Source organism: Arthrobacter sp. 8AJ, from assembly GCF_902506025.1.
Taxonomy (GTDB): domain Bacteria; phylum Actinomycetota; class Actinomycetes; order Actinomycetales; family Micrococcaceae; genus Arthrobacter.
In genome coordinates this window covers 2,482,389-2,498,832 of sequence record NZ_LR733289.1, presented here as the reverse complement: position 1 = coordinate 2,498,832, position 16,444 = coordinate 2,482,389, and the positions used below count along the sequence as shown (strand labels likewise).

Annotated in this window: 17 protein-coding genes; 13 read left to right on the top strand and 4 right to left on the bottom strand. The window is 66.2% G+C overall.

The genetic code is table 11. The features are described from left to right. From pgeF to dnaE, 8 genes are all read left to right on the top strand, one after another. The gene (pgeF, locus tag BACI349Y_RS11650) at window positions 1–690 is read left to right on the top strand and encodes a peptidoglycan editing factor PgeF (RefSeq protein ID WP_159632236.1); all 690 of its coding nucleotides are present in this window, start codon (window positions 1–3) and stop codon (window positions 688–690) included. Continuing rightward, window positions 683–1,444 carry a YggS family pyridoxal phosphate-dependent enzyme gene (locus tag BACI349Y_RS11645; protein WP_159632235.1) on the top strand — a complete coding sequence of 254 codons (762 nt, stop codon included), beginning with the start codon at window positions 683–685 and terminating at the stop codon, window positions 1,442–1,444. Before pgeF ends, BACI349Y_RS11645 begins: the two co-directional genes overlap by 8 nt. Window positions 1,445–1,534: 90 nt before the next feature. Next, a complete protein-coding gene (locus BACI349Y_RS11640; protein ID WP_142121297.1) occupies window positions 1,535–2,065 on the top strand; it encodes a cell division protein SepF in 531 nt (176 codons plus the stop codon). Window positions 2,066–2,201: 136 nt separating this feature from the next. Then, window positions 2,202–2,489, top strand: a complete 288-nt coding sequence (locus tag BACI349Y_RS11635; protein WP_043453045.1) for a YggT family protein — start codon at window positions 2,202–2,204, stop codon at window positions 2,487–2,489. A 176-nt stretch (window positions 2,490–2,665) separates the two neighbouring features. Further along, entirely contained in the window at window positions 2,666–3,352 is a 687-nt protein-coding gene (locus BACI349Y_RS11630; protein WP_159632234.1) for a DivIVA domain-containing protein, read from the top strand. A 93-nt stretch (window positions 3,353–3,445) separates the two neighbouring features. Further along, window positions 3,446–4,018 carry a signal peptidase II gene (gene lspA / locus BACI349Y_RS11625; RefSeq protein ID WP_159632233.1) on the top strand — a complete coding sequence of 191 codons (573 nt, stop codon included), beginning with the start codon at window positions 3,446–3,448 and terminating at the stop codon, window positions 4,016–4,018. Beyond that, the gene (locus tag BACI349Y_RS11620; protein ID WP_159632232.1) at window positions 4,011–4,937 is read left to right on the top strand and encodes an RluA family pseudouridine synthase; all 927 of its coding nucleotides are present in this window, start codon (window positions 4,011–4,013) and stop codon (window positions 4,935–4,937) included. Before lspA ends, BACI349Y_RS11620 begins: the two co-directional genes overlap by 8 nt. Window positions 4,938–4,986: 49 nt before the next feature. Beyond that, a complete protein-coding gene (dnaE, locus tag BACI349Y_RS11615) occupies window positions 4,987–8,547 on the top strand; it encodes a DNA polymerase III subunit alpha (RefSeq protein WP_159632231.1) in 3,561 nt (1,186 codons plus the stop codon). Window positions 8,548–8,618: 71 nt separating this feature from the next. Here dnaE and BACI349Y_RS11610 read toward each other — a convergent pair whose 3' ends face one another. Further along, complete coding sequence (locus tag BACI349Y_RS11610) at window positions 8,619–9,119, bottom strand: flavin reductase family protein (RefSeq protein ID WP_056331660.1); 501 nt, start codon at window positions 9,117–9,119, stop codon at window positions 8,619–8,621. Window positions 9,120–9,246: 127 nt separating this feature from the next. Between BACI349Y_RS11610 and BACI349Y_RS11605 the strand changes: the two genes are divergently transcribed. From BACI349Y_RS11605 to nrdR, 3 genes are all read left to right on the top strand, one after another. Continuing rightward, window positions 9,247–9,780: a hypothetical protein gene (locus BACI349Y_RS11605; protein WP_159632230.1), complete on the top strand. Its 534-nt coding sequence runs from the start codon at window positions 9,247–9,249 to the stop codon at window positions 9,778–9,780. A gap of 4 nt (window positions 9,781–9,784) precedes the next feature. Beyond that, entirely contained in the window at window positions 9,785–11,158 is a 1,374-nt protein-coding gene (gene hisD, locus BACI349Y_RS11600; protein ID WP_159632229.1) for a histidinol dehydrogenase, read from the top strand. 137 nt (window positions 11,159–11,295) lie between these two features. Next, window positions 11,296–11,790 carry a transcriptional regulator NrdR gene (gene nrdR, locus BACI349Y_RS11595; protein ID WP_159632228.1) on the top strand — a complete coding sequence of 165 codons (495 nt, stop codon included), beginning with the start codon at window positions 11,296–11,298 and terminating at the stop codon, window positions 11,788–11,790. A gap of 52 nt (window positions 11,791–11,842) precedes the next feature. Here the strand turns inward: nrdR and ppgK are convergent, their stop codons facing one another. Beyond that, window positions 11,843–12,646, bottom strand: a complete 804-nt coding sequence (ppgK, locus tag BACI349Y_RS11590) for a polyphosphate--glucose phosphotransferase (RefSeq protein WP_159632227.1) — start codon at window positions 12,644–12,646, stop codon at window positions 11,843–11,845. A gap of 109 nt (window positions 12,647–12,755) precedes the next feature. Further along, window positions 12,756–13,634, bottom strand: coding sequence for a type I methionyl aminopeptidase (map, locus tag BACI349Y_RS11585; RefSeq protein ID WP_159632226.1), 879 nt, complete (start codon window positions 13,632–13,634; stop codon window positions 12,756–12,758). A gap of 120 nt (window positions 13,635–13,754) precedes the next feature. Between map and BACI349Y_RS11580 the strand changes: the two genes are divergently transcribed. Then, on the top strand, window positions 13,755–13,919 hold the full coding sequence (locus BACI349Y_RS11580) for an SPOR domain-containing protein (protein WP_159632225.1): 165 nt from the start codon (window positions 13,755–13,757) through the stop codon (window positions 13,917–13,919). A gap of 15 nt (window positions 13,920–13,934) precedes the next feature. Here BACI349Y_RS11580 and panB read toward each other — a convergent pair whose 3' ends face one another. After that, on the bottom strand, window positions 13,935–14,822 hold the full coding sequence (gene panB / locus BACI349Y_RS11575) for a 3-methyl-2-oxobutanoate hydroxymethyltransferase (protein WP_159632224.1): 888 nt from the start codon (window positions 14,820–14,822) through the stop codon (window positions 13,935–13,937). A 278-nt stretch (window positions 14,823–15,100) separates the two neighbouring features. On the opposite strand from panB, the gene glnA reads away from it, so the two are divergent. Continuing rightward, window positions 15,101–16,441: a type I glutamate--ammonia ligase gene (gene glnA / locus BACI349Y_RS11570; protein WP_141160830.1), complete on the top strand. Its 1,341-nt coding sequence runs from the start codon at window positions 15,101–15,103 to the stop codon at window positions 16,439–16,441. Window positions 16,442–16,444: the final 3 nt, after the last annotated feature.

Here is a 16,444-nt window from a genome sequence, read left to right as displayed (position 1 = left end):
TTGTTCCATTGGCGTGCCGACATCCTCCCGGGGGTGTCGGCCGCATTCACTGATGCGGGGGCGGGAAACCTTGCCCTGCACGTGGGGGATGATCCCGCCGCGGTCCAGGAGCGCCGGTCGCGCCTGGAAGAGTCCATCGCGGCGGCGCCCGGCTCGCTGCGCTTCATGAACCAGGTCCACGGCAACACCGTGGTGATCATGGACGCCGGGTCACCTGCCCCTGAGGCCGATGCCATGGTGTCCCGTGGCCTGCCCCTGGCGGTCATGGTGGCGGACTGCATTCCGGTGCTGCTGGCGGGGGAGTCCGCACACGGGCCCGTCCTTGCCGCCGTGCATGCCGGGCGCCCCGGCATCGCAAACGGTGTCCTTCCGGCCGCCGTGGACGGCATGAAGTCGCTGGGTGCGTCCCGGATCCGTGCCTGGCTGGGACCATCGATCTGCGGGTCCTGCTACGAAGTCCCCGCAGCCCTGCGCGACGAGGTGTCGGCCCTGGTTCCGGAGACACGGAGCACCACCGCCTGGGGAACGCCGGGGCTGGACCTTCCCGCCGGCGCACGCGCCCAGCTGGAGGCTTCCGGCGTCGAGGTGGAGTACGCCGGTTCCTGCACGCTGGAGACGGAAACGCTCTTTTCCTACCGGCGGGACCGGAACACGGGCCGCTTCGCCGGCCTGGTCTGGTGCCATGACTGAGCGGCCGGGCAGCGGGCAGGGAAATGATCCCCGCAGCGCGGAACTCGCCGAACGGCTCGCCGTGGTGCGGAAGCGGATCGCCGATGCGGCCGGCACCGCCGGCCGCAGAGACCGTCCGCCCTCGCTGATCGTGGTCACCAAGTTCCACCCGGCAGAGGACATCCGGCGCCTGGCCGCCCTCGGAATCACCGACGTCGGCGAAAACCGGGACCAGGAGGCCGCTGCCAAGGCGCTGGAGCTCGCCGATCTGGACCTGACCTGGCACTTCGTTGGCCAGCTGCAGACAAAGAAGGCCAAATCCGTGGCGCGCTACGCAGCCGCGGTCCACTCGGTGGACCGGCCGCAGCTCGTGGATGCGCTGGCAAAGGCTGCGCGGAACGAGATGGACTCCAACGGCCGGTCCCCCCTGGACTGCTTCATCCAGGTCAGCCTCGAGGAAAGAGAAGACGACGGCGACGGCGGCACGCACCGTGGCGGGACAGTCCCCGCCGACGTGCCCCTCCTGGCAGAGCGGATCGCCGCGGCTGACAGCCTGAACCTGGCCGGCGTCATGGCAGTTGCGCCGCTGGGAGCGCCGCCTGAACCGGCGTTCGAAAAGCTCGCCGGGATTTCCGCCCGGCTGGTCGCAGCGTACCCCGCAGCCACCGGCATCTCGGCAGGCATGAGCCAGGACCTGGAGGCGGCCATCAGGTTCGGGGCGACACACCTGCGAATCGGTTCCGATATTCTCGGTTCCCGTCCTGCCGTGGGGTAGCGTCGGACCTATTGGAAGTGATGGGCGGGGGACTCCAGTGCTGTCAAATCATTGGGCGGCCCGCTTACGGGACACGATTAGGAGTCGACCATGGCCGGCGCTCTGCGCAAGACAATGATCTATCTTGGGCTCGCCGACGGCGATGAGCATTACGAGTCCGAGCAACAGACCACACGTAAGGATGAGGACGAACCGATGGAAGTTGACCGCGAGGAACGCCGTGCTCCGGCGCCGGTCCGCGAAGTCAGCCGCGAGGCGTCCTACGCCCCTGAAGAGGAATACCGCGCCCCTGTGACCCCCATTAAGCGTGCGGCCTCGAGCCGCGAAGAGAATACCGGTCTGCGCCAGATCACCACCATCCACCCCCGCTCCTACAACGATGCCAAGCTCATCGGCGAGAGCTTCCGGGACGGCATCCCGGTGATCATGAACGTCACGGACATGGGCGAGGCCGATGCCAAGCGCCTGGTCGACTTCTCGGCAGGGCTCGTCTTTGGCCTGCGGGGAAGCATTGAACGGGTCACCAACAAGGTGTTCCTGCTCTCACCGTCCTACGTCGAAGTGATCGGTGACGACAAGAAGGCCAGCGATACGCAGGCCAGCTTCTTCAACCAGAGCTAAGCGCCATCCGCTGCGCACAGATGCCAGGCAGGGACACCTGCCTGGCATCTGTGCTGAAATAGACAAGACAACAGCAGTACGACAGCGGCCGGACGCAATGAACCGGCCGCACGAATATGGAGATATGAAATAAGTCATGGGAATTGTTTTCGGACTTCTCTATCTCGCCCTGCTGCTGTTCTTTGTGGCCCTCATCATCCGCCTGGTCTTCGACTGGGTACAGATGTTTGCGCGGGAGTGGCGGCCGCGGGGCGCGGCCCTGGTGGTGGCCCACGCCGTCTACTCCATCACGGACCCGCCACTGAAGGGGCTGCGGCGGCTGATTCCGCCACTCCGCCTCGGCGGCGTCTCCCTGGACCTGGGCTTCCTGATCCTGTTCATCGGCGTCAGTATCGCGATGAGCGTCACCAGGGGACTGGCCTGATTTTCCCCGCCGGACCCCGCAATGCAGTGTGTTCCTTCCCGGAACGGCTACTGTAAAGCGAAGAAACCTCCCGTTTGACACCGCAGTGTTGAATTAGAGTAAGCAGACCAAATTTAGGTACCTTAGTTTTGACGGCCGGAAGGCCTACTGACTAACCAGACCAGTGAGGTGACCAGATGGCTTTGACGCCAGAAGACGTTGTCAACAAGCGCTTTCAGCCCACCAAGTTCCGCGAGGGCTATGACCAGGACGAGGTTGACGACTTCCTGGACGAAATCGTCGTTGAACTCCGCCGCCTGAACCAGGAAAACGACGAGCTCCGCAAGAAGCTCGCCGAAGCAGGTTCCAGCGTTCCGGCAAGCTCAGCTGCCGCCCCCGTGGTGGAGAAGGTCCCCGCGCCGGTCAAGGCCGACAAGGACGAAGCCCGCGAGAAGGCTGAAGCCGAAGCGAAGGCTGCCGAAGCCAGCAAGAAGAAGGACGTCCAGCCGGCCGCTCCGGCCGCCGCCGCCCCCGTTGCACAGGCTCCCGCCGCTACTGCATCCGCCGAGTCCGCTGCCGGCCTGCTGGCCATGGCACAGCAGATGCACGACCGCCACGTCGCCGACGGCCAGGCCCAGAAGGACAAGATCATCGCCGAGGCGCAGATTGAAGCCAGCAGCCTCGTCAACGATGCCCAGGAAAAGTCCCGCAAGATCCTCGGCGCCCTGGAGCAGCAGCGCTCCGTCCTGGAACGCAAGGTGGAGCAGCTCCGCGGCTTCGAACGCGACTACCGCTCACGCCTGAAGGCCTACATCGAGGGCCAGCTCCGCGACCTGGATGCCCGCGGCTCCGTCGCGACGCCGGAAGTCAGCGAAGCCAACTAAGTCTGGCAGCACGTATTCTGAAAGCCGGTGGCTGAGGATTCCTCGGCCACCGGCTTTTGGCATTGACACCCAGTTCCACGAATTGAAAGCACCATGACTGACGAACTTGCCGCCGACGCCGCGCGCCCTGTCCCACCCTCGCCGCGCCCCCGCCGGGCGGTGCTGCTGTCCCTGTTCGCGGGGTTCGCGGTCTTCGCCTACGTCCTGGACCAGCTGACCAAGCTGTGGGTCACCTCCACCATGGTGGAAGGGGAACGGATCCCGGTGCTGCCGCCCCTGCTCCACTGGTACTTCATCCGGAACTCCGGCGCCGCGTTCTCCATCGGCGAGAACGTCACCTGGGTGTTTTCCATCATCATGGCCGGCGTGGCTGTCGCCATCCTTTTCCAGGTCCGCCGGCTGGGCTCCGCCTGGTGGTCCCTGGCCCTGGGCCTGCTGCTCGGCGGGGCGCTGGGGAACCTCACGGACCGGCTCTTCCGTGAGCCATCCTTCGGCATGGGACACGTGGTGGACTTCATCCAGCTTCCCAATTTCGCCATCTTCAACATTGCCGACTCCGCGGTGGTGTCCGCCGTCGCCATTATCTGCATCCTGACCATCCGCGGGATCGCCCTGGACGGAACACGGCTGGGGAGCGCACACAAGGACAAGCCTGGCCATGACTGACCGCATCGTCGTCGCCGAAGAATACGCCGGGGCGCGGGCGGACGCCGGCCTGGCCGGCCTCCTGGGCGTGTCCCGTTCCGTCGCCGCATCCCTTCTCGCGGACGGCCACGTCCTCAACCGGGGCAAGGCCCTGGGCAAGTCGGCAAAACTCGTGGCCGGGGACACCCTCGAGGTCACCGTCCCGGAACGGCGGGACCCGCTTGAAGTCGTGGAGGAAGTTGTGGAAGGCCTGAATATCCTGCTCGACGACGATGATTTCGTCGTCGTCGACAAACCCGTCGGCGTGGCAGCCCATCCCTCACCGGGCTGGGTGGGGCCCACCGTGGTGGGCGGGCTTGCCGCCGCCGGCTACCGGATCTCCACGTCGGGCGCCCCCGAGCGGGCAGGCATCGTCCACCGGCTCGACGTCGGGACCTCCGGGGTGATGGTGGTGGCCAAATCCGAGCGCGCCTACACCGCCCTCAAGCGCGCCTTCAAGGAGCGCACGGTGGACAAGGTCTACCACGCGGTGGTGCAGGGCCTTCCCGATCCCCTGACGGGCACCATCGATGCCCCCATCGGCCGCCACCCCGGGCACGACTGGCGTTTCGCCGTCATCGAGGACGGGCGCCCCTCCGTGACCCACTACGAAGTCCTGGAGGCCTTCGGCAAGGCCAGCCTGGTGGAAGTCCACCTTGAAACCGGCCGCACGCACCAGATCCGGGTCCATTTCTCCGCGCTCCGCCACCCCTGCGCCGGCGACCTCACCTACGGCGCCGATCCCCGCCTGGCCGCCAACCTGGGGCTCACGCGGCAGTGGCTGCACGCCCGTCAACTGGCCTTTGACCACCCCGTGACGGGGGAGCGCGTTACGGTCACCAGCGAGTACCCGCAGGACCTTTCCTACGCCCTGGAAGTGCTGGAATCGGGCCAGGCCTGACACGGCCGGCCTGGCAGTAGTGTCCGGGGGCAGCGCTTAGAATAGTGCGGTGAGTTCCAGCAATGATTCGTTTGTCCACCTGCACACCCACACCGAATATTCCATGCTGGATGGAGCGGCCCGCCTGGGGGAGCTGTTCGATGAGACCGAACGCCTGGGCATGCCGGCCCTCGCCACCACAGACCACGGCTACCTGTTCGGCGCGTTCGACTTCTGGCGCAAAGCCACGGACAAGGGCATCAAGCCGATCATCGGTGTCGAAGCCTATGTGACGCCCGGTACTGCCCGGACGGACAAGGAACGCGTGCGCTGGGGCGATGAATCCCAGCGCAAGGACGACGTCTCCGGCGGTGGGTCCTACACCCACATGACCCTCCTGAGCTACAACAACGTGGGCATGCGGAACCTCTTCCGGGCCTCCTCCATCGCGTCCCTCGACTCGGTCTTCGGCAAGTGGCCGCGGCTGGACCGGGAACTGCTCAACACCTACTCAGAGGGACTCATCGCCACCACGGGCTGCCCTTCCGGCGAGGTCCAGACCCGGCTCCGGCTCGGCCAGTACCGCGAAGCACTCGAGGCCGCAGCCGAGTTCCGCGACATCTTTGGCGCGGAGAACTACTTCTGCGAACTGATGGACCACGGGCTGGACATCGAACGCCGGGTCACCGGCGACCTGCTGCGGCTCGCCAAGGACCTGAACCTGCCCCTGGTGGCCACGAACGACCTCCACTACACGCACGAGCACGACGCCAAGGCGCACGAGGCCCTGCTGGCCATCCAGTCCGGCTCCACGCTGCTGGAACCCACCTATGACAACGGCGGCTCCCGGTTCGCCTTCTCCGGCAGCGGCTACTACCTGAAGTCCCCGCAGGAGATGCGGGAACTCTTCCGCGACCACCCGGAGGCGTGCGACAACACCCTGCTGATCGCCGAACGCTGCGAAGTGTCCTTCAACACCGACGCCAACTTCATGCCGCGGTTCCCCTGCCCGCCCGGCGAGGACGAGACCTCCTGGCTGGTCAAGGAAGTGGACAAGGGCCTGCAGTACCGCTACCCGGGCGGCATCCCGGATGAAGTCCGCAAGCAGGCCGACTACGAGCTCGGCGTCATCACCTCCATGGGTTTCCCCGGCTACTTCCTGGTGGTTGCCGACTTCATCAACTGGGCCAAGAACAACGGCATCCGGGTGGGCCCCGGGCGTGGTTCGGGTGCAGGCTCCATGGTGGCCTACGCCATGCGCATCACCGACCTCGACCCCCTGCGCCACGGGCTGATCTTTGAACGGTTCCTCAACCCGGACCGCGTCTCCATGCCCGACTTCGACGTCGACTTCGATGACCGGCGCCGCTCGGAAGTCATCGACTACGTCACCCGCAAGTACGGTGACGAGCGCGTCGCGATGATCGTCACCTACGGCACCATCAAGACCAAACAGGCCCTCAAGGACTCCTCCCGCGTCCTGGGCTACCCGTTCAGCATGGGCGAGACGCTGACCAAGGCACTGCCGCCGGCCGTGATGGCCAAGGACATTCCCCTGGCGGACATCCAGAATCCGGAGTCCAAGCGCTACAGCGAAGCAGGGGACTTCCGGCAGCTGATCGCCACCGACCCCGAAGCCGCCAAGGTCTTCGAAACGGCCCTCGGCATCGAAGGCCTAAAGCGCCAGTGGGGCGTGCACGCCGCCGGCGTCATCATGTCCTCGGACCCCATCATCGACGTCATCCCCATCATGCGCCGCTTCCAGGACGGCCAGGTGATCACCCAGTTCGACTACCCGACGTCCGAGGGCCTTGGCCTGATCAAGATGGACTTCCTGGGCCTGCGGAACCTGACGATCATTTCCGATGCCCTCGAGAACATCAAGATGAACCGCGGCATCGACCTGGACCTGGAAAACCTTGAGCTGGACGATGCCCCGTCCTACGAGCTCCTGGCCCGCGGCGACACCCTGGGCGTGTTCCAGCTCGACGGCGGTCCCATGCGGTCGCTGCTCAAGCTGATGAAGCCTGACAACTTCGAAGACATCTCCGCCGTCCTGGCGCTCTACCGTCCGGGCCCCATGGGCGCCAACGCCCACACCGACTATGCGCTGCGCAAGAACGGGATCCAGGAAGTCATCCCCATCCACCCGGAGCTGGAGGAGCCCCTCAAAGAGATCCTCGGCGGGACCTATGGCCTGATCGTGTACCAGGAGCAGGTCATGGCCGTGGCGCAGAAGCTGGCCGGCTACTCGCTGGGCCAGGCAGACATCCTCCGCCGCGCCATGGGCAAGAAGAAGAAATCCGAGCTGGACAAGCAGTTCGCCGGCTTCTCCCAGGGCATGCAGGACAACGGCTACTCCATGGAGGCCGTCAAGACCCTCTGGGACATCCTGCTGCCCTTCTCCGACTACGCCTTCAATAAAGCCCACTCGGCCGCCTATGGCGTGATCTCGTACTGGACCGCCTACCTCAAGGCCCACTACGCCCCTGAATACATGGCGGCGCTGCTGACCTCGGTGGGCGATGACAAGGACAAGTCGGCCATCTACCTCAACGAGTGCCGGCGCATGGGCATCACCGTGCTTCCGCCGGACGTCAACGAGTCCGCCCTGAACTTCACCCCGGTGGGCAACGACATCCGCTTCGGCATGGGCGCCATCCGCAACGTGGGCGTCAACGCCGTGGAAGCCATGGTGGCAGCCCGCGAAAGCGAGGGAGCGTTCACCTCCTTCAAGGACTACCTGATGAAGGTCCCGGCCGTGGTCTGCAACAAGCGGACCATCGAGTCCCTGATCAAATCCGGCGCGTTCGACTCCCTGGGCCACCACCGCCGCGCCCTGGCCATGATCCACGAAGAGGCCATCGACTCCGTCATCACCCTCAAGCGCAACGAGGCCATCGGCCAGTTCGACCTCTTCGCCGGTTTCGAAGACGCCGGGGCGGAATCGTCCTCCCTGAGCATCGAGATCCCGGACCTGCCCGAGTGGGAAAAGAAGGACAAGCTCTCCTTCGAACGGGACATGCTGGGCCTGTACGTGTCGGACCATCCGCTGCAGGGCCTGGAGGGACTCCTGGCCCAGCATGCAGAGATGAGCATTACCTCCATCATCGGCGAGGACGGGCCGCAGGACGGAGCGATCATCACGATCGCCGGCATGATCACGTCCCTGAGCCGCCGCATCGCAAAAGCCAGCGGCAATGCCTACGCCCGGGCCGAGGTGGAAGACCTGGGCGGCTCGATCGAAGTCATGTTCTTCGGGCAGGTCTATGGGCCGATCGCCTCCGTACTGGCGGAGGACCTGATCGTGGTGGTCAAGGGCCGGCTGCAGAAGCGCGACGACGGCGCCATCACGCTCAACTGCATGGAGCTTTCCGTTCCGGACCTGAGCGAAGGGCTGCACGGGCCCCTGGTCATCACCATGCCCACCCACAAGGCCACCGAGGCCGTGGTCACGGAGCTCGGCGACGTCCTGCGCACCCACCGGGGCAACTCGGAGGTGCGGCTGCACCTGCAAGGGGACACCCGGACCGAAATCATGGGCCTGCCCGTCCACCTTCGGGTGAACCCCAGCCCGTCGCTGTTCGGCGACCTGAAGGTCCTGCTGGGGCCCGCCTGCCTGGACGCCTGACAAACAGGCGGCCGACGGCGGGAATCACCTCCCGCCGTCGGCCGCCTTTTTGCTGCGCCGGTCTGTGGGCGTCAGATCTCGTAGTCCAGCGGCACCGGCTGCCCATAGGCGCCGCCGTGGTACAGCAGCGGCGATCCTTCGCCGCCCACCTGGCCGTCCACTACCTGGACCACCACCACGGCGTTGTTCTCGAACGAGAGCCGCATCTGGATCTCGCCGATCAGCCAGCCGGCAACATCCTTGAGGATGGGCACCCCGTGCGGACCGATCTCCCAGTGATTGCCTTCGAAGCGGTTGCCGGGGCGGGCAAAGCGGGCCGCCAGCTCCTGGTTCTCCAGCCCCAGCATGTGCACCCCCAGGTACTGGGTGTTGGCCACGGCGGGCCAGGACCTGGAGCTGCGGGCCATGTTGAACGTGAAGCGCGGCGGCTTCGCCGACAGGGACGCCACGGAGGTTGCCGTGAAGCCGTAGGGCTCATCCTGGTAATTCACGGTGATGATGGCGACGCCCGCGGCATGCCGGCGGAACATCTCCCTGAACGTCTGCTCGAACGGCTCGCTGTTGTCGGTCACCGGAACTCCTGAACTAAGTGGCGTAACTCTTTCCCCAAGCGTATTGGCCCACGGTCACGGCTGGAAAACAGGCGGCGGCCGCATCACGGCGGATGGCCTTGCAGGAACCTTTGTTAAGGTGTGTTGCATGACGAACTTCGCCCGCCCCGCCAGGCGGCTGCTGCCATGGTCCCTGCTGCTGGTCCCGGCGGCCGCGGGCATCCCGGCGGGCATCCTCTGGTGGGTCCTTGCCCCGGGCGGATTGAACCTGATCACCCGCGACCCAGCCCTGGCGGCCGGCACCGTGCCCCTGGTCTGGCTGCCGCGCGATCTCACGCTCGCAGGCATCCTGGTGCTGGCCGGCTGCCTGCTGGCCGTATTCCTGGCGGACGGCAAGCGCCCGGACCCGCAGGCGGCACTGCTCACCGGCCTGGCCGGGGCGTTCGCGGGCAGCGCCGTGGCATGGGGGACAGGTGTCCTGGCGGGACGGCTGTGGGGTCCGGCCGTCGACACGTCGGCAAACGCCAGCATCGCCTTCTCCCTGCGGGCGTGGCCGGTCCTGCTGCTCTGGCCTGCCGCCACGGCCGTGTCGGTCTTCATCCTGGAACTGGTGGGCGCCACGGGCAGAAAGCCTGATCCAGCCGGCGCGGAAACAGCAGGCGTGCACAGCCCCGTAAAATAGAGCGGTGACCACATCCCCGGAGTTTCCCGCCCCCGTGACAGCCGCCGTCGAGTTCCGCACCATTGACCTTCGGGGCCGCCACCTGAGCCTCCCGGCACTGCGCGCCGCGGTGCCACGCGCCAAGGGACAGACCGTGGCGGACGCCGAGGAAAAGGTCCTGCAGATCATTTCCGCCGTCCGGGAGCGCGGCTTCGCGGCGCTGGCCGAGCTGGCCGAACGGTTCGACGGCGTGGCGCAGGAGCACCCGCTGGTCCCCGGCGAGGCACTCGCCGCAGCGCTGGACCAGCTGGATCCGGCCGTGCGGGCTGCCTTGGAGGAATCCATCAGCCGGGCCCGGAAGTTCGCGGAGGGGCAGCGCCCGCGCAATGTCGACGTAGAACTGGGCGACGGCGCAGTGGTCAGCCAGAACTGGGTTCCGGTGGCCCGCGTGGGGCTGTACGTTCCCGGCGGCCTTGCCGTGTACCCGTCATCGGTGATCATGAACGTCGTGCCAGCACTGGCGGCGGGTGTGGAGTCCATCGCCCTGGCCTCGCCGCCCCAGAAGGAGTTCGGCGGGCTGCCGCACCCCACCATCCTGGCGGCGGCGGCGCTGCTGGGCATCACTGAGGTCTACGCCATCGGCGGGGCCCAGGCCATTGCCGCCTTCGCTTACGGCGTCGAAGCGACGGAGGCAGGTCCGGCCCTGGAGCCCGTGGACGTGGTCACCGGCCCCGGCAACATCTTCGTTGCCACGGCCAAACGCCTGGTTAAGGGCGTCGTCGGCATTGATTCAGAGGCCGGAACCACGGAGATCGCCATCCTGGCGGACGACTCCGCCCAGCCCGCCCTGGTTGCCGCCGACCTGCTCAGCCAGGCGGAGCACGATCCGAAGGCAGCCTCGGTCCTCATTACCGATTCCGAGGAGCTCGCCGCCGCCGTGCGTGCTGAACTGGCACTGCAGGCCGCCGCCACCAAGCACTCGGCCAGGGTGCAGGAGGCGCTGTCCGGTCCTCAGTCCGGCGTCGTGCTGGTGGACGGCCTCGAGCAGGGAATCGCTGCCTGTGACGCGTACGCAGCGGAGCACCTGGAAATCATGACCCGGGACGCTGCCGCCGTGGCCGCCCGCATCCGGAACGCGGGCGCGATCTTCGTGGGGGACTACAGCCCCGTCAGCCTTGGCGACTACTGCGCCGGCTCCAACCACGTGCTGCCCACCAGCGGTACGGCAGCCTTTTCCTCCGGGTTGAACGTCACCACCTTCCTGCGCGCCATCCAGGTGGTCAACTACAGCCGGGAAGCTCTGGCCGAGGTCAGCGGACACATCGTGAGCCTGTCCCGGGCCGAGGATCTTCCGGCCCACGGGGACGCGGTGACGGCCCGGTTCCCGGGCGATCGGTGATACCACTACATGTAGTAATTACAGGATTGTTATTACCCCACATCTGCCCGTAAACTGGGAACGCCACGGCATCGCCCCCCGGCGGTGCTGGTGGCTTCCAACGCCGTTGCACACCACAACCGAAAAGGGGGAACGCCATGTACTGCCCGTTCTGCCGCAACCCTGATTCCCGCGTGGTGGACAGCCGGATGGCTGATGACGGCTCGGCCATCCGCAGGCGCCGGCAATGCCCGGAATGCGGCCGCCGGTTCACCACGGTGGAAACCACCAGCCTGTCCGTGATCAAACGTTCCGGCGTGGGCGAGCCCTTCAGCCGCAGCAAGGTCATCAACGGCGTGCGCAAGGCGTGCCAGGGGCGCCCCGTGAGCGAGGATGACCTCGCCATGCTGGCCCAGGAAGTCGAAGAGCAGATCCGTGCCTCGGGCGCCGCCGAAATCGATGCGCACGAGGTGGGCCTGGTGATCCTCGGGCCGCTGCAGAAACTCGACGAGGTAGCCTACCTTCGCTTCGCCAGCGTGTACCAGGCCTTTGAGTCCCTCGAGGACTTCGAGACTGCCATTGCCCTGCTCCGCCACGAGGCCGGGGAAGGCGCCAAGGGCGCAGCCAAGAGCTCCGAGAAGACTCCCCTCTAAAACTCCGGTGGCGGCAGCGGAGGGGAAGCCGCAGCCGCCACCGGCACCACTCCTATTTCGCCAGGTTGTGCTGGAGCGCGATTTCCAGCGCCGCACCCACGATGCCTGCCTCGTTGCGGAGGACCGCCGGGACAATCGGGGTGCGGAGTTTGAGGTTGGGAAGGTACTCGTCGGCGCGCTTTGAAATCCCGCCGCCCACGATGAACAGTTCCGGCGAGAACAGGAACTCCACGTGCGAGAAGTAGCGCTGCAGGAGCACGCTGTACTCGTCCCAGGACAGCCCGTCCCGTTCGCGGGCAACGGCGGACGCCTTGGATTCGGCATCGTGGCCGTCAATTTCAAGGTGCCCCAGCTCTGCGTTGGGGACCAGCTTTCCGTCAAAGATGAAGGCTGAACCGATGCCGGTACCGAGCGTGATCACCAGGACAGTGCCGGCGACGCCTTCGCCGGCCCCGTAGCGTGCCTCTGCCAGGCCTGCGGCGTCCGCATCATTGATGACTTCCACCGGCCGGCCGAGCCGGGCCGTGAGGAGGGCGTCGATGTCCGTGTCCAGCCAGCTCTTGTCCACATTGGCTGCGGAGTGGACCACGCCGTGCTGGATGATGCCGGGAAAGGTCACGCCCACGGGGGAGCCGGCTTCCGGGGCTTCGGGGCGTGCCGAGAGTTCGGCCACCACCAGGGCCACGGCCTCGGCTACGGCCTCAGGGGTGGCGGGCTGCGGGGTGGGCACCCGGAAGCGTTCTCCGAGGAGCTTGCCCTTCTTCAGGTCGACAATGCCGCCCTTGATCCCCGTACCACCGATGTCGATGCCGATCAGCGGTGCGTTCTTGTGCGACTTCTCGTCCTTCTTGGCCAATGGGATTCCGTTCTTGACAGGGGCGGGCAGGAAAAGGGGCGGCTTTGGGGGCGGCCCGTAACAGGTGTCCGGTCTGCACCGGCAGCATGCCCAGGGGGCACGGGCAGAGCTACGGCAGGGTAAGGATTTCGGCGCCGGTCTCGGTGACCAGCAGGGTGTGCTCGAATTGGGCGGTTCGCTTGCGGTCCCGTGTGACCACGGTCCAGTCATCGCTCCACATGTCCCACTCCACGGTGCCCAGCGTGAGCATCGGTTCGATGGTGAACACCATTCCCGCTTCGATCACGGTGTTGTAGGCAGGGGCGGCATCGTAGTGCGGGATGATGAGCCCGGTGTGGAAGGCCTCTCCGACGCCATGGCCGGTGAAGTCGCGGACCACGCCGTAGCCAAAGCGCTTGGCATAGGACTGGATGGCCCTGCCAATGACGTTGATTTCACGCCCCGGCGCCACGGCCTTGATGGCCCGGCGCAGCGACTCCTGCGTACGCTCCACGAGGAGCCGGGATTCCTCGTCCACGTCCCCCACCAGGAACGTGTAGTTGGTGTCTCCGTGGACGCCGTTGAGGTAGGCCGTGATGTCGATGTTCAGGATGTCGCCGTCCCGGACCACGGTGCTGTCCGGGATGCCGTGGCAGATGACCTCGTTCAGGGAGGAACACAGCGACTTGGGGAATCCGCGGTAACCGAGCGTGGACGGGTAGGCGTTATGGTCCAGCAGGAATTCGTGGCCCACTTTGTCCAGCTCGTCGGTGGTGACCCCCGGCTGGATGTGTTTGCCCACTTCCACGATGGCCTGCGCCGCGATCTTCCCGGCAATCCGGATCTTCTCGATGGTCTCCGCAGACTTGACTTCGGAGCCGGTGAATTTGGCGGGTGCCGGCTTGCCGACGTATTCCGGACGGGGGATGGACGCCGGGACGGGACGCTGCGGACTCAGGGTACCCGGGGTGAGGGTGCCAATGGGTGCAGTCGAGGCAAGGGAAGGCATAGATTGATCATATAAGGCACCACAGAACGCCTAACAACCGACAAGCTGGGGAGGGGGCGCGTAAGTGTTTGTGTTACGTGGATCACCCCGGTATTCCTGTCGCCGGAACGAGGAGCAACGATGACTGAGTACTGGTTCAACGTCAATACCCACGAAGTGGAAGAGGACCGGCTGTCGGACTGGAGCCAGCTCATTGGGCCCTACAAGACCCGCGAAGAAGCTGAGCACGCCATCGAGAAGGTCCGGGCGCGCAACGAGGCCTGGGAAAAGGGCGACGACGACTGACGGGCTGTTTCCTGCCTAGAACGAGTGTTCCGGGCCGGGGAACGTGCCGGACCGGACGTCGTCCCCGTAGGCGGTGGCGGCGTCGTGCAGTGTGCTGCGCAGGTCCGCGTACTGCTTGACGAATTTGGCCATCCGGCCGCCGCGAAGCCCGGCCATGTCCTGCCAGACAAGGACCTGGCCCGTGGTGGCGTTCCCGGCCCCGATGCCGACAGTGGGCACGCCCACGGCGGCGTCAACCGCTGCGGCAGTCTCGGTCGGCACCATCTCCATCAGCACGCAAAACGCGCCGGCCTCCTCAAGGGCGAGGGCGTCCTCGATCAGCCGTTGGGCGTCGTCGCCGCGGCCCTGCACGCGGTAGCCGCCCAAGGCGTGTTCGCTCTGGGGCGTGAAGCCGATGTGGGCCATCACGGGGATGCCCGCCTGCACCATCGCGCGGACCGTGGGGGCGTAGTACTTCCCGCCCTCGATCTTCACCGCGTGGGCCAGCCCTTCCTTCAGGAACCTGACGCCCGCGCCGACGGCCTGTTCCGCGCTGACCTCGTAGCTGCCGAACGGCAGGTCGGCCACCACCAGGGCACGCTTGGCGGACCTGGCCACCGCCCGGCAGAGGGGGAGCAGTTCGTCAACGGTCACCGGGAGGCTGGTCTCATTGCCAAAGACGTTGTTGGACGCCGAGTCTCCGACCAGGAGCACCTCGATGCCGGCAGCATCGAAGATCTCGGCCGTGTACTGCTCGTACGCCGTGAGCATGGCAAACCTGGTGCCGTCACGCTTGGCCTGCTGCAGGTGGTGGATGCGGACCTTGGCGGGCTTCCGTTCGGCAGGAACCGGCACGCCGGGGCCGTTGCCGTACGGGGCGGGTACTTCTGCGGACGCGCTGGAGTCGGAGCTGTTGGAGGCCATGGGATGAGCGTAGTGCGGTACCGGCCGTCCTAGCTACCGCGGGCATCCCCGCAAAAAGGTGATAAGCGCCATAGCTCCGCGCCGGGACGGGGTGCCGGGTACCGCTGGAAACCGCGCCTGGGGGCATGTTTTGGGGACCGCCAGGTTAATGCTGTGTTACGCACGGCGCAGGCTCAAGCATCGGCGCCGAATGATTAGTACAGTGATGATGAACTGCTGCCGGCTTTCCCCTTTGCGCGGACCCCGGAGCATGGACGTTGACCGGAGAAGAGGCCATCATGGACCGCCAGCAAGAGTTTGTCCTGCGCACAATCGAAGAGCGCGACGTACGTTTCGTGCGCCTGTGGTTCACCGACGTCGTGGGTTCGCTGAAGTCAGTGGCGCTGGCCCCGGCGGAGGTCGAGGGCGCATTCGAGGAAGGCCTGGGGTTCGACGGTTCCTCCATCGAAGGCCTGGCCCGTGTTTTCGAATCCGACATGCTGGCCCAGCCGGATCCCGCCACCTTCCAGATCCTGCCGTGGCGCGGCGAGACCGAGCAGACGTCCAGGATGTTCTGCGACATCCTGACCCCCGACGGCGAGCCCTCCGCCGCCGATCCGCGCAACGTGCTCAAGCGGACCCTCGCCAAGGCCGCGGACATGGGCTTCACCTGCTACACCCACCCCGAGATCGAGTTCTACCTGCTCAAGTCGCACGAGCCGGGTCCGAACGGTGCTCCTGTTCCGGTGGACGAGGGCGGCTACTTTGACCATGTCCCCGGTGGCGTGGCCCAGGACTTCCGGCGCACCGCGGTGACCATGCTGGAATCGGTCGGCATTTCCGTGGAATTCAGCCACCACGAGGCAGGCCCGGGCCAGAACGAGATCGATCTCCGCTACGCCGACGCCCTGCAGACGGCGGACAACATCATGACGTTCCGCACCGTCATCAAGGAAGTGGCGCTCCAGCAGGGCACCTACGCCACGTTCATGCCCAAGCCGTTCACCGACCACCCCGGGTCCGGCATGCACACGCACTTCTCCCTGTTCGAAGGCGACAGCAACGCGTTCTTCGAAGCAGGGGCTGAGTTCCAGCTGTCCAAGACGGCCCGGCAGTTCATCGCCGGCATCCTCAAGCACGCACCGGAATTCACGGCCGTCACCAACCAGTTCGTCAACTCCTACAAGCGCCTGTGGGGCGGCGGCGAAGCACCCAGCTACCTCAGCTGGGGCCACAACAACCGCTCCGCGCTGGTCCGCGTGCCGCTGTATAAGCCCGGCAAGGGCCAGTCCGCCCGGATCGAGTACCGCGGCATCGACTCCGCCGCGAATCCGTACCTTGCCTACGCCGTGCTGCTCGGCGCGGGCCTGAAGGGCATCGAGGAGGGCTACGACCTTCCGGCCGCGGCAGAGGACGATGTCTGGTCGCTGAGCTCCGCGGAACGCCGCGCCATGGGCCATGACCCGCTCCCGGCCAGCCTGCACGATGCCATCCGTTCCATGGAGGATTCGGAGCTGATGCCGCAGATCCTGGGCGAACAGGTTTACGAGCACTTCCTGCGCAACAAGCGCGCCGAATGGCAGGACTACCGGCTTCAGGTGACGCCCTACGAGCTGCAGCGCAACCTCGGCATCCTCTAGGTG